The organism is Ruegeria sp. CDSA141 (assembly GCF_059612005.1).
Map to the genome: position 1 here is coordinate 469,110 of NZ_JBXWPT010000002.1, position 17,077 is coordinate 486,186.

General features: G+C 55.5%; 17 protein-coding genes. 10 read left to right on the forward strand and 7 right to left on the reverse strand.

The window, feature by feature from the left end; genetic code table 11:
* The first annotated feature begins 99 nt into the window (after positions 1-99).
* The 8 genes from AC2FLP_RS06275 (at position 100) to AC2FLP_RS06310 (ending at position 7,133) form a co-directional block, all read left to right on the forward strand.
* On the forward strand, positions 100-1,281 hold the full coding sequence (locus AC2FLP_RS06275) for an ABC transporter substrate-binding protein (RefSeq protein ID WP_496682256.1): 1,182 nt from the start codon (positions 100-102) through the stop codon (positions 1,279-1,281).
* Positions 1,282-1,406: 125 nt separating this feature from the next.
* A complete protein-coding gene (locus AC2FLP_RS06280) occupies positions 1,407-2,195 on the forward strand; it encodes an ABC transporter ATP-binding protein (protein WP_496682258.1) in 789 nt (262 codons plus the stop codon).
* On the forward strand, positions 2,192-3,022 hold the full coding sequence (locus tag AC2FLP_RS06285) for an ABC transporter ATP-binding protein (protein WP_117868948.1): 831 nt from the start codon (positions 2,192-2,194) through the stop codon (positions 3,020-3,022). Before AC2FLP_RS06280 ends, AC2FLP_RS06285 begins: the two co-directional genes overlap by 4 nt.
* Before the next feature lie 2 nt (positions 3,023-3,024).
* On the forward strand, positions 3,025-3,576 hold the full coding sequence (locus AC2FLP_RS06290; protein WP_496682260.1) for a hypothetical protein: 552 nt from the start codon (positions 3,025-3,027) through the stop codon (positions 3,574-3,576).
* A 260-nt stretch (positions 3,577-3,836) separates the two neighbouring features.
* Positions 3,837-4,166 carry a hypothetical protein gene (locus tag AC2FLP_RS06295; protein ID WP_299636797.1) on the forward strand — a complete coding sequence of 110 codons (330 nt, stop codon included), beginning with the start codon at positions 3,837-3,839 and terminating at the stop codon, positions 4,164-4,166.
* A 209-nt stretch (positions 4,167-4,375) separates the two neighbouring features.
* Positions 4,376-5,386, forward strand: coding sequence for a branched-chain amino acid ABC transporter permease (locus AC2FLP_RS06300; RefSeq protein ID WP_117868945.1), 1,011 nt, complete (start codon positions 4,376-4,378; stop codon positions 5,384-5,386).
* Positions 5,383-6,696: a branched-chain amino acid ABC transporter permease gene (locus AC2FLP_RS06305; RefSeq protein WP_496682263.1), complete on the forward strand. Its 1,314-nt coding sequence runs from the start codon at positions 5,383-5,385 to the stop codon at positions 6,694-6,696. The genes AC2FLP_RS06300 and AC2FLP_RS06305 overlap by 4 nt, the downstream gene beginning before the upstream one ends.
* 182 nt (positions 6,697-6,878) lie before the next feature.
* Entirely contained in the window at positions 6,879-7,133 is a 255-nt protein-coding gene (locus AC2FLP_RS06310; RefSeq protein ID WP_117868943.1) for a hypothetical protein, read from the forward strand.
* Between the two features lie 32 nt (positions 7,134-7,165).
* Here AC2FLP_RS06310 and AC2FLP_RS06315 read toward each other — a convergent pair whose 3' ends face one another.
* Complete coding sequence (locus AC2FLP_RS06315; RefSeq protein ID WP_496682266.1) at positions 7,166-8,713, reverse strand: helicase HerA-like domain-containing protein; 1,548 nt, start codon at positions 8,711-8,713, stop codon at positions 7,166-7,168.
* A gap of 448 nt (positions 8,714-9,161) precedes the next feature.
* Here AC2FLP_RS06315 and AC2FLP_RS06320 point away from each other — a divergent pair, with 448 nt between their 5' ends.
* Positions 9,162-9,740 carry an invasion associated locus B family protein gene (locus AC2FLP_RS06320; RefSeq protein WP_117868941.1) on the forward strand — a complete coding sequence of 193 codons (579 nt, stop codon included), beginning with the start codon at positions 9,162-9,164 and terminating at the stop codon, positions 9,738-9,740.
* Between the two features lie 50 nt (positions 9,741-9,790).
* Here AC2FLP_RS06320 and AC2FLP_RS06325 read toward each other — a convergent pair whose 3' ends face one another.
* The 4 genes from AC2FLP_RS06325 to AC2FLP_RS06340 are packed head-to-tail and all read right to left on the reverse strand — an operon-like array spanning position 9,791 to position 14,032.
* Positions 9,791-10,999 (reverse strand): beta-ketoacyl-[acyl-carrier-protein] synthase family protein, encoded by a 1,209-nt coding sequence (locus AC2FLP_RS06325; RefSeq protein ID WP_117868940.1) that lies wholly within the window; start codon positions 10,997-10,999, stop codon positions 9,791-9,793.
* 9 nt (positions 11,000-11,008) lie between these two features.
* A complete protein-coding gene (locus AC2FLP_RS06330) occupies positions 11,009-11,266 on the reverse strand; it encodes an acyl carrier protein (RefSeq protein ID WP_152458003.1) in 258 nt (85 codons plus the stop codon).
* A gap of 32 nt (positions 11,267-11,298) precedes the next feature.
* Positions 11,299-12,390, reverse strand: coding sequence for a UDP-3-O-(3-hydroxymyristoyl)glucosamine N-acyltransferase (gene lpxD / locus AC2FLP_RS06335; protein ID WP_496682270.1), 1,092 nt, complete (start codon positions 12,388-12,390; stop codon positions 11,299-11,301).
* 34 nt (positions 12,391-12,424) lie between these two features.
* A complete protein-coding gene (locus AC2FLP_RS06340; protein WP_496682271.1) occupies positions 12,425-14,032 on the reverse strand; it encodes a L,D-transpeptidase family protein in 1,608 nt (535 codons plus the stop codon).
* Between the two features lie 351 nt (positions 14,033-14,383).
* Here AC2FLP_RS06340 and mepK point away from each other — a divergent pair, with 351 nt between their 5' ends.
* The gene (gene mepK, locus AC2FLP_RS06345; RefSeq protein ID WP_117868936.1) at positions 14,384-14,953 is read left to right on the forward strand and encodes a peptidoglycan L,D-endopeptidase MepK; all 570 of its coding nucleotides are present in this window, start codon (positions 14,384-14,386) and stop codon (positions 14,951-14,953) included.
* Between the two features lie 63 nt (positions 14,954-15,016).
* Here the strand turns inward: mepK and AC2FLP_RS06350 are convergent, their stop codons facing one another.
* Positions 15,017-15,346 carry a hypothetical protein gene (locus AC2FLP_RS06350; RefSeq protein WP_496682274.1) on the reverse strand — a complete coding sequence of 110 codons (330 nt, stop codon included), beginning with the start codon at positions 15,344-15,346 and terminating at the stop codon, positions 15,017-15,019.
* A 439-nt stretch (positions 15,347-15,785) separates the two neighbouring features.
* Entirely contained in the window at positions 15,786-16,982 is a 1,197-nt protein-coding gene (locus tag AC2FLP_RS06355; protein WP_496682276.1) for an NADH:flavin oxidoreductase/NADH oxidase family protein, read from the reverse strand.
* Positions 16,983-17,077 lie beyond the last annotated feature (95 nt).

Consider the following 17,077-nt stretch of genomic DNA (forward strand, 5'->3'; position numbering starts at 1 on the left):
CAATCGATAAAAACACGATTGCGTTAGGACTTTTCTTTTCCGGGTAGCTTGCCTAGGTTCGTGGCCAGAACGAACACGTTCACAATAGGGAGTAACCATATGAAAAAGCTGCTTACAGCAACTGCAGCATCCGCCTTGCTGGCCGGACCTGCGCTGGCCGAAGACATCACGCTGGGCGTTTTGTTCGGGTTCACCGGCCCAATTGAATCGCTGGCACCTGCAATGGGTTCTGGCGCCGAGTTGGCAATTTCGGAAGTCACCGAATCCGGAAAACTGCTGGATGGATCCAAAGTGTCCGCATCGCGCGCTGACACCGGCTGCATTGATAACGGTCTGGCCACTTCGAACGGCGAACGCATGATTGCGGACGGTGTTGCCGGCATCATCGGCGGCGATTGCTCGGGCGTGACCGGTGCGATCCTTCAGAATGTCGCGATTCCGAATGGCATGGTCATGATCTCGCCCTCGGCGACCTCGCCGGGCCTGTCGACCATGGAAGACAACGGCCTGTTCTTCCGCACCGCGCCGTCAGATGCGCGCGAAGGCCAGGTGATGGCGGATATCCTGAAAGATCGCGGCATCAACTCGATCGCTCTGACCTACACGAACAACGACTACGGCAAGGGTCTGGCGGACGCGATCCAGTCCTCTTACGAGGCGGCGGGCGGTGAAGTTACCATCGTTGCAGCGCACGAGGACGGCAAAGCCGACTACTCGGCCGAAGTCGGTGCTCTGGCCTCGGCCGGTGGCGACATTCTCGTTGTTGCGGGCTATCTGGATCAGGGCGGCCTGGGCATCATCCAGTCGGCGCTCGACAGCGGTGCATTTGACACCTTCGGTCTGCCCGGCGGCATGATCGGTGACTCGCTGCCGGCCAATGTCGGCCCCGACCTGAATGGTTCGTTCGGCCAGATCGCCGGTTCGGGCGGAGAAGGCGCCGAGAAGTATTTCGCCATGGCCGAAGCGGCAGGGTTTGACGGTTCGTCGCCCTATTCACCCGAGTCCTATGACGCTGCGGCTCTGTTCATGCTGGCCATGCAGGCTGCTGGATCGACCAATCCGGCCGACTATGGTGGCAAGATCATGGACGTCGCCAACACCCCGGGCGAAAAGATCTATCCCGGCGAACTGGCCAAGGGTCTGGAATTGCTGGCAAACGGTCAGGACATCGACTATGTCGGTGCGTCCGGTGTTGAACTGATCGGCCCCGGCGAAAGCGCTGGTTCCTATCGTGAGATCGAAGTGACCGACGGTGAAAACAAGACCGTCAACTTCCGTTGATTGATCGTCAAAGGCTATGAATGAAAGCAGCCCGGGCCTTGTGTCCGGGCTGTTTCAATGAAAAAAGACCGCACCCGATAAACGGGGTCGAAACAACAGCGCCGAACAGGCGGCAAGGGGAAAAGATGATCGTCGTCGAGGACGTGCACAAGCATTTCGGCGGATTTCATGCGGTGGACGGGGCATCGCTGGAAATCCAGAAAGGGTCGATCACCGGACTGATCGGGCCAAACGGGGCAGGAAAAACCACTCTGTTCAATGTGATCGCAGGTGTTCTGCCGCCGACCAGCGGCAAGGTGGTGATGGACGGCGAGAATATCACTGGCCTGCCCCCTCATGAACTGTTCCATAAGGGTCTGTTGCGCACGTTTCAGATTGCACATGAATTCCCGTCGATGTCCTGCCGTGAAAACCTGATGATGGTGCCTGGCGCGCAATCAGGCGAGTCGCTCTGGAACACGTGGTTCGGCCGCAAACGCATCGCTGACGAAGAACGCGCGCTGAAGGCCAAGGCCGATGAGGTGCTGGAGTTTCTGACGATCGAACATCTGGCCGATCACAAGGCAGGTCAGGTTTCCGGCGGTCAGAAGAAACTGCTTGAACTGGGCCGCACCATGATGGTGGACGCCAAGATCGTGTTTCTGGACGAGGTCGGCGCGGGTGTGAACCGCACCCTGTTGATGACCATTGCCGATACCATTCTGCGCTTGAACAAAGAGCGGGGCTATACCTTCGTCGTCATCGAGCACGACATGGATTTCATCGGCAAGATCTGCGATCCGGTCATCTGTATGGCCGAAGGCAAGGTTCTGGCCGAAGGTACTTTGGATGAGATCAAGGCCAATGAGCACGTGATCGAGGCCTATCTGGGCACCGGCCTGAAGAACAAAGACAAGCTGGAGGCCGGGGCATGAGCGACAACCCCTATCAGGATGACAAGGGCAACAAGGACGCCTCGATTACCAATCCGCACGGTGTCGGCACCATGACCCCGGCCCATCGCAAAAGTGGTGCGACGCATAAGGTCGAGGGCGGCCCTTTTCTGATCGGCGACACCATGACGGGTGGCTACGGCAAAGGGCCGGACATCCTGCATGATTGCACTATCGCCGTGGACAAGGGTGAAATTGCAGTCATCGTCGGCCCCAACGGTGCCGGCAAGTCGACGGCGATGAAAGCTGTGTTCGGGATGCTGGATGTCCGTTCAGGGTCTGTGCGTCTGGACGGAGAGGACATCACCAACCTCTCCCCGCAGGACCGTGTAATCCGTGGCATGGGATTTGTGCCGCAAACACAGAACATATTCACTTCGATGACGGTGGAAGAGAACCTTGAAATGGGTGCCTTCATCCGCCGCGACGACATCAGCCAGACGATGGAGCAGGTCTATGACCTCTTCCCGATCCTCCGCGACAAGCGCAATCAGGCCGCCGGAGAGCTGTCAGGCGGACAACGCCAACAGGTCGCAGTGGGCCGCGCGCTGATGACCCAGCCCAAGGTGCTGATGCTGGACGAGCCGACTGCGGGCGTTTCGCCGATCGTGATGGATGAACTGTTCGACCGGATCATCGAGGTGTCCCGCACCGGCCTGCCGATCCTGATGGTCGAACAGAACGCCCGCCAGGCTTTGGAGATTGCCGACAAGGGATACGTTCTGGTTCAGGGGCGCAATGCCTATACCGGCACGGGCAAGGAACTGCTGGCCGATCCGGAGGTTCGGAAGAGTTTCTTGGGGGGGTGAGGATGGTTAAACTCGCCGCAGCTTCAATTTTTCTCGCAATCGCATCAACCACCGCTCTGGCATATTCGGGACCGCAAAGTCACTACTTGGAGTTGGAATGCACGATCTTTGAAAAATGCGACCATCAACTTCTGTGCAAAAAGACCAATGAATCAACCAGTATAACCTACACTTTTCTGGTTTATGATTTAGAAGACATCGACCCAAGCGATAGACAAGCGCTATCGTTTCTTGATTGGCAAGAAGAAACGGTTTGGGTGGACTTCATTAATCCGAAAGCGGGCAAACTTCCTCTCCCCGTTTGGTACGCCGCAGATTTGGAGTACGCGCCCGAAGTTACCTTTCGTTTGCAAGATTGGTTGGCTGGAGCGCAGTCCTCCCCATACGGCATAAGTTGGTTTGCCTTTGTTGTTACAAGCGACTTGTACGAGGTTGGTAATAGCAGAGCCAATTCAGACAGGAGGGATGATCTGCCGTTTGAAGTTTCCGTCTACAGGAAACTTAACGGCAAATACGCCATCCAAAACCTAAACTGTGACTCCGGTTGGTATTAGATATGGACTTCCTCAACGCCATTGTGGCGCTTTCCAACATCATCCTTGTTCCCGGAGTTTTCTGAAGTCGATTAAGTACTTTATCCGAAGTTACCCGAAATTTCCCTACCATCCCAAGATTTCCACGCGTCGGCTGCAATCCGGTCACATTGTGCGTTTAGCGCCGGTCGCTGTGAAGGAAACGGTTTCCCGGTCAAACAAATCAAGTTCCGTGAAATCAAGCGAACCTTCTGAATAAAAACTCTGTTCAGGACCCAAAAATGAAAAAATGGATGTGTGTGGCCATTGCCACCTTGTGCGCGACCGCCGCAACTGCGGAAGAACGTCACTTTGTCTGCGTGTCGGACCGCGACGGCAGTGAAGTGCGCCTAAATCGGGCACCGGAAGGAGACAAAGGCAACATCGAAACTGCAAGTGTTTCTGGCGACGCTATGGTGTTCAAAGGCGTTGGCAACATGACGTTTGTCCATATTGAAGGCGAAGATGTCATGACCTTTGTCGTGCATTATGACGACATGTCCTTTGACCTCTCGGTCAAGGGTCCCCACGCGGGAACCGATCACGGCACCTGCACCGAGACGGACGCCTGAAACCCCCTTCGGACCATCTCGACCACGCACCGGAATTGGCCGGTGCGTGACTGAGCCAGACTACAATTGAAAAGTCTGGCCTGCTTCCGTGTTTCCCGTGGATATTTTTCGCAACCAGCAGAAAAATATGACGCAAAACCGCGCGGGAAACATTGTGCCTGCGCGGACCGTCATGCCATAAGACCGCACCCGGACAGTGAGAAGAAATAATGGATCTACTCAACGCGCTTGTTGCGCTTGCGAATTTTGTGTTGGTGCCTGCGGTCGCTTATGGCAGCCAACTGGCGTTGGGCGCGCTTGGCGTGACCCTGATCTACGGCATCCTGCGGTTTTCGAACTTTGCCCATGGCGACACCATGGCCTTTGGCGCGATGATCGCCGTGCTTGTCACATGGGCGTTGCAGGCCGCCGGGATCAGCTTTGGACCGTTGCCGACCGCCCTGCTCGCCCTGCCCTTTGCCATCCTGGGCTGTATCGTGCTGGTGCTGATCACCGACAGGCTGGTCTACAAATTCTACCGTGAACAGAAGGCGAAGCCCGTTATTCTGGTGATCGTTTCAATGGGTGTGATGTTCATCATGAACGGCCTTGTCCGGTTTATCATCGGGCCAGACGACCAAAGGTTTTCGGACGGTGCTCGGTTCATTGTGTCGGCGCGCGATTTCAAGGCGATGACCGGTCTGCGCGAGGGGCTGGCCATCAAGACGTCGCAAGGTATCACGGTGATCGTCGCCGTTGTTGCCGTGGCGCTGCTGTTCTGGTTTCTCAACAAAACGCGCACTGGCAAGTCAATGCGGGCCTATTCGGACAACGAGGATCTGGCGCTGCTGTCAGGCATCAACCCGGAACGTGTGGTGATGATCACATGGATTATCGTGGCCGCGCTGGCGACGACTGCTGGTGTTCTCTATGGGCTGGACAAGAGCTTCAAACCCTTCGTGTATTTCCAACTTCTGCTTCCGATTTTTGCCTCGGCCATCGTGGGTGGTTTGGGGAACCCACTGGGCGCCATTGCAGGCGGGTTTATCATCGCGTTTTCAGAAGTGACAATCACGTACGCCTGGAAGAAAGTCCTGACCTATCTTGCGCCTGAAAACCTTGAACCGTCAGGTTTGGTGCAACTTCTCTCGACCGATTACAAATTCGCCGTCAGCTTTGTCATCCTGCTGATAGTGCTTCTGTTCAAGCCCACGGGCCTTTTCAAGGGGAAAGCAGTATGACCGACGCTGTCAAAAATACGCTGCTCTTCGCAATTGTCGGCGGCTTGATTCTGTTGACCGGCTTTACGCAAAGCTGGAACACCGCGATCCTGATCCTGAATATGGGGCTGATTTCCGCAATCATGGCGATCGGTGTAAACCTGCAATGGGGTTTTGCTGGTCTGTTCAACGTGGGCGTCATGGGCTTTGTCGCGCTGGGCGGACTGGCCGTTGTTCTGGTCTCGACACCACCCACCCCCGGTGCGTGGGCTGCGGGCGGCTATGGAATCGTTCTGGCTTTGCTGCTGGGTGCCGCAACAGTGGTGGCGGCTGTTCTGGTGGCAACGAGAATACCGAAAGGTCGAGTGCAAACCCTCACCATCATCGCAGTTCTGGTCGTGGGCTTTTTCGTCTATCGCGCGGTTTTCGACCCCAGCATTTCAGCGGTCGAGGCAATCGACCCGGCGATTTCCGGCAATATCGGCGGTCTTAACCTACCTGTTCTGCTGGCCTGGCCCGCGGGCGGTTTGCTGGCGGCGGGCGCTGCGTGGCTGATCGGTAAAACGGCGCTGGGCCTTCGTTCGGATTATCTGGCGATTGCCACTTTGGGTATCGCGGAAATCATCATTGCAGTCATGAAAAACGAAGACTGGCTGGCCCGGGGCGTCAAGAATGTCTATGGCATCCCACGCCCGTCCCCGGTAGTGGGCTACGAAGTGGACTTGCAGAATGACCCGGCCTTTCTTGCCCGGGCCGAATGGTTCGGGTTGGATCCCGTTACTGCGTCAACGCTAACGGTCAAACTCGGTTATTCTCTGCTGTTCATGATTGTACTTCTGGTGCTGCTCTGGATGGCTCAGATGGCGCTGAAAAGCCCGTGGGGCCGCATGATGCGCGCAATCCGTGACAATGAAGTGGCGGCCGAGGCCATGGGCAAGGATGTTACCCGTCGTCATCTGCAAATCTTCGTGCTCGGGTCAGCGGTTTGCGGTATTGCGGGTGCAATGATGACCACGCTGGACGGCCAGTTGACGCCAAGCGCCTACCAACCGCTGCGCTTTACCTTTCTGGTCTGGGTGATGGTGATCGTTGGTGGATCCGGCAACAATTTCGGGGCTGTTCTAGGCGCATTCCTGATCTGGTTCCTGTGGGTTCAGGTGGAACCGATCGGGTTGTGGCTGATGAATGTCATTACCGCAGGCATGCCGGATGGAAGCGCATTGAAAACCCACCTGTTGGACAGCGCCGCACATATGCGTCTGTTTACGATGGGCCTGATCCTGTTGATTGTTCTCAGATTCAGTCCAAGAGGGCTGATCCCCGAGAAATAGGCCACTTCCACCTTCAATAGGCGAAACCGTGCCTTTCATCCGGCACGGTTTCTTGATTCTTAACAATTTTCTGAATAGACGGACCCACCGCAGTGTTTTCTTTTTTGCGGTATGTTGCCGGCGCTCACACCCGTCTACGCCGATCTGTAACGATCATTCACACTTGTTGAAAAGAGTTAGAAATGAAAGCACCACGCCTCAAGACACTTGTTCTGTTTCCGGTTATTGCCGTTGCAACAGCCGCCTGTATTCCCACTCCAGAAGAACTGGAGACGACACCTGTCAAGGTCCAGACACCCAAAGGTGTCGTAACCTGTCAGTTGTACCGCCAAGATCGGGTGACCTGGGATCGTGCAATTGATTACCCGGCCACAAAAATGTCTGTTCCCGAAGCGGATGCCTATTGCCGTCAGGAAGGTCAGCGCCGCTTGAAATAAACATTGCGGCGCCCGCGATGGGCGCCGTTCCGTCATTTATTTCGGAACAAACCGCCAAGAATACCGCGCACGATCCGACGTCCGGTCGTTCCCTTCAGTTCCTTGATCACCGCGTCGGTCATCGCCGATGCAAAGGTATCTTTGCGGCGTTGCCCCCTGGAAGAGGACCTGCCAACCCGGCTTCCCGAGTATCTGCGTGCCGAAGCATGCTCCCGCTCCATCGGTGACTGCGTTTCCAGAACCTCATCGGCCTCTGCCTGTTCAGCGGCCCTGGCGGCTGCCTCTGCCCGGGCTTGCAGGATTTCAAAAGCCGACTTTCGGTCTATTCCCTTGTCATATTTTGCCGCCATCGGGGAGGTACCGAGAATGGTCCGACGCTCGGCATCAGAGATCGGCCCCAACTGAGACCCCGGTGGGCGAATCAGTGTGCGTTCGACGATTCCGGGAACCCCTTTTTTCTGAAGCATCGACGTTACCGCCTCACCGACGCCTACCTCCCGGATTGCGACTTCGGTGTCGAAGGCCGGATTCTCACGATATGTTTCGGCCGCCAGGCGCAGGTTCTTTCGGTCACGCGCCGTGAACGCTCGCAAAGCGTGCTGAACGCGATTGCCCAACTGCCCCAGAATATCCTCGGGTATATCGGCGGGGTTCTGAGTGATGAAATAAACCCCCACCCCTTTGGAACGGATCAGCCGGGCAACCTGCTCGACCTTGTCCACCAACACTTTCGGAGCGCCATCAAACAGCAGATGTGCCTCATCAAAAAAGAACACCAGCTTGGGTTTTTCAGGATCACCGACTTCGGGTAGTTCCTCAAACAATTCACTCAGCAGCCACAGCAGGAACGTCGCATACAACCTTGGCGAGGCCATCAGCTTGTCCGAAGCAAGGATGTTCACCATCCCTTGCCCGCTTTCATCGGTGCGCATCAAATCGGACAGATCAAGCGCGGGTTCGCCAAACAGCTTTGTTCCGCCCTGATTTTCCAATACTAGCAAACGCCGCTGGATGGCACCGATCGAAGATGTCGAAACATTGCCGTATCGTAATGAAAGCTGGGTCCTGTTCTCTCCGATCCAGACCAACAATGCCTGAAGATCCTTGAGATCCAGAAGCGGCATTCCCTCTTCATCAGCCACCCGGAACGCGATATTCAAAATGCCTTCCTGTGCTTCGCTCAATTCCATCAAACGGGACAGCAGCAAGGGCCCCATTTCGGTAACCGTCGTCCGCACCGGATGGCCCTGTTCACCAAAGAGATCCCAGAACGTAACCGGGCAGGCAGAATAGGAAAAATCGTCAAATCCAATGCGGCCGGCACGGTCCATAAACGCCTGATGCAATTTCTGCGTATCGCTTCCGGGCAAAGCCAGACCCGACAAATCACCTTTGACATCGGACAAAAACACCGGAACCCCGGCTTGGGAAAACCCTTCCGCCAGGATTTGCAACGTTACAGTCTTACCGGTCCCGGTCGCACCGGCAACCAGCCCGTGGCGGTTCGCATATTTCAGCGCCAGTTCCTGCGGCAGGCCATAGCCTTCGCCACCGCCGCCCAAAAAAATATTATTGCCCATTAACACTGCCTTATATTTCACCGATCCGTCACCAGCATACAAAGTTAACCTTTGACTGCGATAGTCAATTTGCCCTGCGTTTGTTTCCTTCACGTGGGGCAGATTTCCTCCCTGTCGACTGGCCGTGCCTTCGGGCACGGCTTTTTTGTCAGTCCAGGAAAGGTTTTAAAGTTCTGACGGACAGATTAAAATTTGAGGATAGCTGTTGACCCGTCAGCGCCCCTTTCGTAGGGTTTGCGCATAAATAAGTCGGCCAGTCCGACGGGGAGAACCTTTTGGGAAAGAGAGCTGGCAAATACAGCTCTCTTTTTCTGGTTCAGGACAGTTCGGTTTCGATGATCTGGCAACAATCCGTTCACGTTCGGACAAGCTTTTCTGTTAGTGCCTGACACCAGTTCAGAAGAGTGTTAAACGAGGCAAAAAGCTCAATCATCAAATCGAGGCATTCATGACTAAGAAAATCCTCTCGCTTAGTACAGTAGCGGCAGTTCTGCTATGTGGTGCGGTATATGCGCAGGACACAACGACTTCTGAACCGGATGCCGGGCTCGATCTGGGTCAGGAAGGACCGCGCCCCGGAGAACAGTTCGTCAAGGAAGAGTTCGGAGATTGGGACGTGTCCTGCATCAAGGCGCAGGAAGGTGAAGACCCGTGCGCCATCGTTCAGATACTGAAGGGCAATCAAGGTGATCCGATTGCAGAAGTGTCGATCGGGAAACTGCCCGAAGGCGGCGCGGCAGTTGCATGGGCCAACGTGATTGTTCCTTTGGAAACACTGCTGCAAGCACAGCTCGCCCTGTCCATCGATGGCGCGCCCCGCAAGCTGTATAACTATCACCATTGCTTGCCTGTTGGCTGCGTCGCGCAACTGGGCCTGAGCCAGGGCGACATCGAAGCAATGAAATCTGGCACCAAGGCTGTCTTCTCGTTGGTACCGGCCCGATTCCCGGACCAGGTTCTGGAAATGGAAATGTCGTTGTCCGGCTTTACGTCCGGCTTTGATTCCCTGACCGTCAACGGGAACTAAGAGCGCGTTTCGAATACGCCGCCGCATCCTATGCGGCGGCGCTGCGCGGACTAAATCCGCTTCAGCGCTAAAACCGCATTCAGTCCGCCAAAGGCAAACGCATTGCTGAGTGCGACGTCAACTTTGGCTTCCCGAGCTTCGTTCGGCACAACATCAAGCGCGCATTCCGGATCGGGTTCCTCGTATCCGATGGTGGGTGCAATCACACCATCCCGTAGCGCCATGATACAGGCCAACAGCTCCACCGCACCGGTTCCTCCGATCAGATGGCCATGCATGGATTTGGTCGACGATATCATCAGATCGTCGGCATGGGGTCCAAATACATCTGCCACTGCGGCACACTCAGTTTTGTCATTCGCTGCCGTTCCGGTGCCATGCGCGTTGATGTAGCAGACATCGCAGGCATTCAAGCTGGCATCGGCCAAGGCACCTGACATGGCCCGCGAAGCCCCTTGTTTGCTGGGCATCACGATATCGGCCGCGTCTGACGACATAGCGAAACCGACGACTTCGCACATTATCTCGGCGCCCCGGGCACGGGCGTGTTCGTATTCCTCGAAAACAAAGATACCGGCCCCTTCCCCTTGTACCATCCCGTTGCGGTTGGCACTGAACGGTCGGCACGCATCCTTTGACATCACGCGCAGCCCTTCCCAGGCTTTGACGCCACCGAAACACAACATGGATTCGGACCCGCCTGTGACCATGACCGGTGCAATACCGCTGCGGACCATCTGAAAGGCCTGAGCCATGGCATGGTTCGAAGATGCACAGGCGGTCGACACGGTGAAGCTGGGACCCTTGAGGTTGTGTTCCATGGAAACATGGCTGGCCGCCGCGTTGTTCATGAGTTTGGGAACAACAAAAGGGTGTACCCTGTTCTTGCCATCCTCATAGACCGATCGGTAATTGTCGTCCCAGGTCGACACACCACCACCGGCAGTCCCCAGGACAACACCTGACTTTGCAGCAAGCTCTCCGTGAAACTCGATGCCCGACTGATCTATAGCCTCTTTGGCAGCGGTCAGTGTGAACTGAGTGAACCGGTCATACAGCGACATCTGTTGACGGTTGAACCGCCCTTCGGCCTCAAAGTCACGAACCTGCCCGCCGATCTTGATGGCCAACCGGTCAACGTCCCGGAATTCCAGTTCCGAGATCCCACAGCGACCTTCCCGCATGGCTTCCAGCGTGTCAGGAACCGAATGGCCCAGTGAATTGATCGTACCTGCGCCGGTAATGACAACACGTTTCATGAGCGTTTGTCAGACCTTTTCCGACACGAGCTTTTCGATCCCGGCAATGATCGCAGCAACATTCGAGATATCAAAATCGTTGGCTTCGGGTTCGTTGGCATTGAAAGGAATAGAGATGTCGAACTCTTCCTCGATCGCGAAGATGCTTTCGACCAGACCAAGGCTGTCGATACCCAGATCCTCCAGCGTGCTTTCGGGCGTCACGTCCGATGGCTCCAGCACGGCCTGCTCTGCAATGATTGCGATGACGCGGTCGCTGATGCTCATGTCGATCCCCTGATTTTCAGTTTGACGATGATTTAATCGCTTGGGGTCTGTTTGAAAACAGCCTTTTTCAATGCCTCAACGTCGCGTGCCATGCGGGGCAGTCGCCGCTGCGCCTTGTAGACATCTGTATGAGTCTCCATTTTGATGCCTGGATACCCCATGATTACGCGACCGGCCGGAACATTTGACAGAATCTTTGTGCCCCCACCTGAGATGACGCCATCCCCTATGAAAATATTGTCGACCACTCCGGTCTGCCCGCCCAGAACGACGTTGTTGCCGATCTCAACCGAGCCGGACACGCCCGTCTGACCGCACAACAGACAATCCTGCCCGATGCGGGTGTTGTGCCCGACATGGACCAGATTATCCAGCTTGGAGCCGTTGCCGATACGCGTGTTGCGGATGGTTCCATTGTCGACGGTGCAATTGGAGCCAACTTCCACATCGTCCCCGATCTCGACCGCACCCAAAGAGTGGATGCGAAGCCAGTTTTGGGCCTTTGCATCACCCTGATCGCCCAACGTTTTGCGGGCGTTCTCAGCGCCGGAGACCTCGGGTGTCACAAAACTGAATCCGTCACCGCCAATCCTTGCTCCAGGTTGCGCAATAAACCGATCCCCGATTTGAGCGCGCGCGCCAATGCTGACCATTTCGCGCAAAAAGGCCCGTTCGCCCAGAACGGCGTCGATACCCACCACACAGTGCGCCCCGATTATCGAGCCCGAACCAATTCGCGCCCGCGCGCCAACAACAGTCAGCGGTCCAATCGCCACATCTGATCCAATTTCAGCCGTTGGATCGATCACTGCGGAAGGGTGAATGCCCGGTTCAACCCCTTGCCCGCGATCCAGCATCGCGGTGATCCCGGCCATTGCCATGCGCGGACGTTTCACGAAAACGGCCGCTCGCAAACCCATGGCCCGCCAGTCCGCACCTTCCCAGAGAACGGCGGCGCGCGCTTCCCCGTTCGAAAGCGCCTCGCCATATTTCGGGGACATGGCCATCGCCAGATCGGTTGGTCCGGCATCGCCCGGTTCGGCCGCCCGCACGATCGTCAGGCCACCATCACCTTGGCACTCGGCACCCAAAGCGTCGGCGATTTGCTGAATGGTAAACTGCATCACGGGCTTCCTTTTGGCAGGATTTGCCCTGTGCTTAACCCTGAATGTCCGGCAGGGCCACCCCTGCCTTTTGCAGGGCCTCCCAAGTCTTGCTGTCCCTGCCATAGACATCACGGCGATACTGCACGTCGCCTTTTGGTCCGACATAGGCTGTTCGATAAATCAAGTGCACCGGAACTTTTTGTTCCAAATCGACCTTGGTTTCCTTCCCAGTGTTCAGAACGCGATGGAAGAAGGCCTTGGGATCCTCTTCCTGTTTGGCCAGCAATGCATAGGCAAATTCGAAGGGCTGAGCCAGCCGGATGCAGCCGTGCGAGAACGCACGCACCTCACGCGAAAACAGACTTTTCTGAGGCGTATCATGCAGATAAATGTTGTGCTTATTGGGGAACATGAACTTGACCAGCCCCAAAGCATTGCTTTTGCTGGGTGGCTGACGCATCGCAAAAGGAAAGCTCCGAGCAGTGAACTGATTGAAATCAACAGCCCCGCGATTGACCTGCCGCCCCCTGCTGTCAGTAATCTGAATATGACCGACCGCATTGGGATTCGCTTTCAGCTTGGGCAGATATTCCTTGGTGATGATCGAGCGTGGAACATACCAGCTGGGGTTTATCACCATATGCTCCATCACATCCGAGAACTCCGGGCTGCGGCGATCATGTGTGTTTTTGCCGATCACCGCACGGGTTTCAAAGGTGACTTGCCCGTCGTCTACGATCTTTGCCGAAAAATCGGTCTGGTTTACAAGAATATGACGTGCGCCGCGATCCCGAGGCAACCAGCGTTCCCGCTCCAGAGCAACATATACAGCCTTGAGCCGATCCGAAGCTGGTCGGTTCACCTCGGCAATCGTACCTTTGCCTGCAACGCCATCGGGTTCCAACCCATGCGCGGTTTGAAAAGCTCTAACGCCTTCCAGAAGCGCCGCGTCGAAAGACGGGCTGGCCGAGGGCTTCATATAGCCCATTGACACCAACCGATTGCGAAGCTTCACGACATCGGGTCCTGTGTCGCCGTATTCCAACTTGCTTACGGGTACAGTCGCCCCCCAACCGCCCTGATCTATCAAGGTTTGCAGCGTGAGCTTTTGCTTCATCAGGGCCCGGTATTGACGCGTCTGAGGTGCCAGCTGTGCAATATACGCGGTGCCATGTGTGTTTAGTCCGTTCAGATGTTCGGCTGCGCTGAGTCGATCCACCGACCGAACAAGCCCGTCGTCGACGCTGCCGGGCCGAACAGCACCTGAGTACAATGCGTCGGCGAATTCCACGAAAACCCGACTCAGTTCCGCTTCAACTTCCCCAAGGTCGCGCGTCGAGCGTGCACCTTCCATTTTCTGCAGCAAGGATGATACTGTTGCGTCGGCCTGCGGCAGCCCGTGCAGGTGAGCATTTGACAGTGCTTGGATCAATGCAGCCCGGCGTTGCATATGCTCATTGGTTTCCCCCACCCATATCGGCGAAAACCCGTTTGTACGATAGAACTCAGCGATCTGTGATGCCTGCGGTGTGTGTTCTGCAATCGCCATTTGAAACGCCATGTTTGGCGCGGATTCAGAAGTGGTGTTTGCCACACTGGCTGTGGCCGCAAAACAGGCGGCAAGCAGGATACTGGTACTGGTTCGGAAAACAGAAAACATTGGATGGCCTTGGAATCAATGGCTTGGGTAGGTGATACGTGCGTCGAGCAACTATGGATTTTACTGCGAAGGCTTGTCTATTCACAAATTCCTTACCAAATCGCTTCTGCTTTCGCCTGATGCGCGTTTGCATCGGCCCGGTGGTACGGGGTCCACAGCTGCAAAATTTCTGTGCCTAGCTGTGACATTTGCGCAAAAAGCTGCCGAAAATTCCCCCTTGAAAAGGTAACTGAGAAACACTTCTTGGCCGCCGAATCCGATTGTGTCATAAATTCTGCATCTGGGATGGGAAAAAATTAAGACAGTGCACGTAACATCGTGTGCAGGCAGGAACAGTACGGGACGACCAAAATGACCAAGAGCAGTTCCTCGGGCTTGACCCGACGTGCCCTATTGGGTGCGTTTGCAGCAACCGCAGTTGCAGCAGCACCCACATACTCCAATGCAGCAGGCTTTTTGCGCGGTGGCGGCGATATTCGTCGCATACGTATGTATTCCGGTCGCACGGGCGAACGGTTGGACATGATTTATTGGGTCGATGGTAAGTATATCAAGGACGCTGTCAAAGAAGTGCATCACTTCATGCGTGATTGGCGTACAGATCAGGTAAAATCCATCGATTTACGCGCGATTGATATCATGGCGGCATCACACAACCTGCTGGATGTCAGTGAACCTTACATGTTGCTGTCGGGCTATCGTTCTCCACAGACCAACGCCATGCTCCGTTCCAGATCTCGCGGTGTTGCCCGGAAATCGCTTCATATGCAGGGACAAGCAGCAGACTTGCGCCTGGCGTCTCGTTCTGTTTCGCAGATGGCAAAGGCCGCTATGTCATGCAGGGCTGGCGGAGTTGGTCAATACTACGGATCCAATTTCGTGCATATGGACTGCGGTGTCGTGCGCACCTGGCGTGGTTAAGACGCAAGCCTTACGGTTTCAATGCACCCGACAACATTTGTAACTGGTTGACCGTCATACCAGTTACATACCTGCGTCACCTCCTCCGCCAACGTCGCCGCCTCCGGATCCGCTGCTGGATGCTGTTTCCGCAGTCGAACTGCTGTTCTCGTGTGTCTTCTCGTCATCGACATGAGAGTTGGCTTTGGAGTCTGATATTTTTTCGCTTTCTGAGTCATCATCACTATCCCAATCCTCGTCAGTAAGTCTGCCGAGGATCAGTGCAATTATTACTCCAAGTACAAGCCAACTTATGACGCTTAGGATTGAAAAAACCGAAATAAAGTAACAGCCCAAAAGCGCTAGAACCAGCACTTTGATTATGAACGTCTTATTTGAAAAGATCACTTGCACGCTCTTTCCTCCATTAAAGCGGACGCGATCCAGCCTCGTCCGGAAAGTGTACATCAAAAACCACGGGTAGAGAGGTCTATGCCGAGGAATAAGCGTCAATGATTGTTCCGCGCATGGTGCAAGACAGGACATGCAAGATAATTGGAGTTGCTCAAGCGACCAAGGAGATCGCGCACCTGAGCGGAGAAAGAACGATCGCCCTGATCGTGACGCTTGCGGACTGGGATCGCAATCTCACGCCACATGACCTTGTTGGTGGAAGGTGCCTCAACGAAGTGTCCGAACAACAGTGTAAACAACTTTAGTCGCTCAGACACCTTGAGCTTTGCTGAGAGGTGCGAAAGGGATTGTGACCTTGCCCCCCGAAATCCCCAGAGCACTATCCTCCACTCACAGACATACGGCTTTAATGGTGCAGCCCGAGACCAAAAGGAAATACCTAATGACCCAGAGTTCTTTGCTTCCAGAGCGCAACGCGCCGTTCATCACGTTCTTCATACTCAGCAATGGCCTGGGCAATATCCCTATCCATCATTTTCTCTTGCTCTGACCCAAGGTCCGTCATGCGCATAGTGAACCACGCGGTCATCCCACCTGGCGGCAAGGTGGCAAAGCGAGGAAAGGCGGGAGCGTTCTTTCCCGCCCGCCACGTGGTTGGCAGGGATGGATCTATGACAAAACCCCTGGCCAAACCCACTGCATCCACGTCCCCGGAAAGAACCGCAGATTCAGCTTCTTCGCGGCGCTTGAACCCTCCCGTAGCCATAAGCGGGACCGATGTCAGTTGACGTGCGGCGCGGGTAAATTCGACAAAGTAAGGACCCTGACTCATGCGCTCCGAACTCGGCGGAGCACCGGGGAAATAGGTGCCTCCGCTGATATCCAAAAGGTCAACCCCCTTCCCTTCAAGAGCGGCCACGACTACGAGCGCCTCTTGTTCTGTCAGACCACCGGCAAGCTGATCCGTCGCGTTCAGCTTTACCGCAACCACAAAATCAGGCGGAACCGCCGCACGAACAGCCTCGACCGTTTCGATGAGCAATCTCATCCGTGCATGTAGCGAACCACCATAGGCATCTGTTCGTCGATTGAAGAGCGGGGAAAGGAACTGGCTCAGAAGAAACCCGTGTGCGGCATGAATTTGCACACCGCCAAATCCTAAATCCGCTGCACGGCGCGCCGTATTGGCAAAACACGCGGGAACGGTCGCGATTTCGGCACGTGACATGGCTTCACTGCGGAAGTCAGGGAATTCCATCGCACTTGGCCCCTTGGGGGTACTGATTGGCAGATGGGCCAGTGCCCCGGCATGCCCAAGCTGTAACCAAAGCTGCGCGTTGTTTGCCGATCCTCGTCGGGCTAGCTCACGAAATGCCGCCATATTGGCGTTGTCATCCAGAACCAGATTTCCGGGCTTTTCTGGGTATCGCGGATCACCCTGGACCTCTCCGACAATCGACGCTGCCAGTCCGCCTTCTGCCCAACGTTCATAAAGTCGAATTTGCGTGGGCGTCGGGTTGCCCTGGCCATCCCCCAGCGAATCCGACATCGCAGATTTGATGATCCGGTTCTTCAGCACTTGGCCGTTCGGCAGGGCCAACGGTGTGAAGAGAGTTGGAGGCGAAGTGGCGTGCAAGGCAGGTCTCCTCGGGCTTTTCTGTCCTTATCTGAGATAGTTTGGATGACTTGTATTGATAATCGGGTAATCTGGATCAAATCTTGATCGTTTTT

Bases quoted from the DNA above. Each gene is read 5' to 3' on its own strand.
- AC2FLP_RS06275 (WP_496682256.1), top strand. From the start codon at position 100: ATGAAAAAGCTGCTTACAGCAACTGCAGCATCCGCCTTGCTGGCCGGA.
- AC2FLP_RS06280 (WP_496682258.1), top strand. From the start codon at position 1,407: ATGATCGTCGTCGAGGACGTGCACAAGCATTTCGGCGGATTTCATGCG.
- AC2FLP_RS06285 (WP_117868948.1), top strand. From the start codon at position 2,192: ATGAGCGACAACCCCTATCAGGATGACAAGGGCAACAAGGACGCCTCG.
- AC2FLP_RS06290 (WP_496682260.1), top strand. From the start codon at position 3,025: ATGGTTAAACTCGCCGCAGCTTCAATTTTTCTCGCAATCGCATCAACC.
- AC2FLP_RS06295 (WP_299636797.1), top strand. From the start codon at position 3,837: ATGAAAAAATGGATGTGTGTGGCCATTGCCACCTTGTGCGCGACCGCC.
- AC2FLP_RS06300 (WP_117868945.1), top strand. From the start codon at position 4,376: ATGGATCTACTCAACGCGCTTGTTGCGCTTGCGAATTTTGTGTTGGTG.
- AC2FLP_RS06305 (WP_496682263.1), top strand. From the start codon at position 5,383: ATGACCGACGCTGTCAAAAATACGCTGCTCTTCGCAATTGTCGGCGGC.
- AC2FLP_RS06310 (WP_117868943.1), top strand. From the start codon at position 6,879: ATGAAAGCACCACGCCTCAAGACACTTGTTCTGTTTCCGGTTATTGCC.
- AC2FLP_RS06315 (WP_496682266.1), bottom strand. From the start codon at position 8,713: ATGGGCAATAATATTTTTTTGGGCGGCGGTGGCGAAGGCTATGGCCTG.
- AC2FLP_RS06320 (WP_117868941.1), top strand. From the start codon at position 9,162: ATGACTAAGAAAATCCTCTCGCTTAGTACAGTAGCGGCAGTTCTGCTA.
- AC2FLP_RS06325 (WP_117868940.1), bottom strand. From the start codon at position 10,999: ATGAAACGTGTTGTCATTACCGGCGCAGGTACGATCAATTCACTGGGC.
- AC2FLP_RS06330 (WP_152458003.1), bottom strand. From the start codon at position 11,266: ATGAGCATCAGCGACCGCGTCATCGCAATCATTGCAGAGCAGGCCGTG.
- lpxD (WP_496682270.1), bottom strand. From the start codon at position 12,390: ATGCAGTTTACCATTCAGCAAATCGCCGACGCTTTGGGTGCCGAGTGC.
- AC2FLP_RS06340 (WP_496682271.1), bottom strand. From the start codon at position 14,032: ATGTTTTCTGTTTTCCGAACCAGTACCAGTATCCTGCTTGCCGCCTGT.
- mepK (WP_117868936.1), top strand. From the start codon at position 14,384: ATGACCAAGAGCAGTTCCTCGGGCTTGACCCGACGTGCCCTATTGGGT.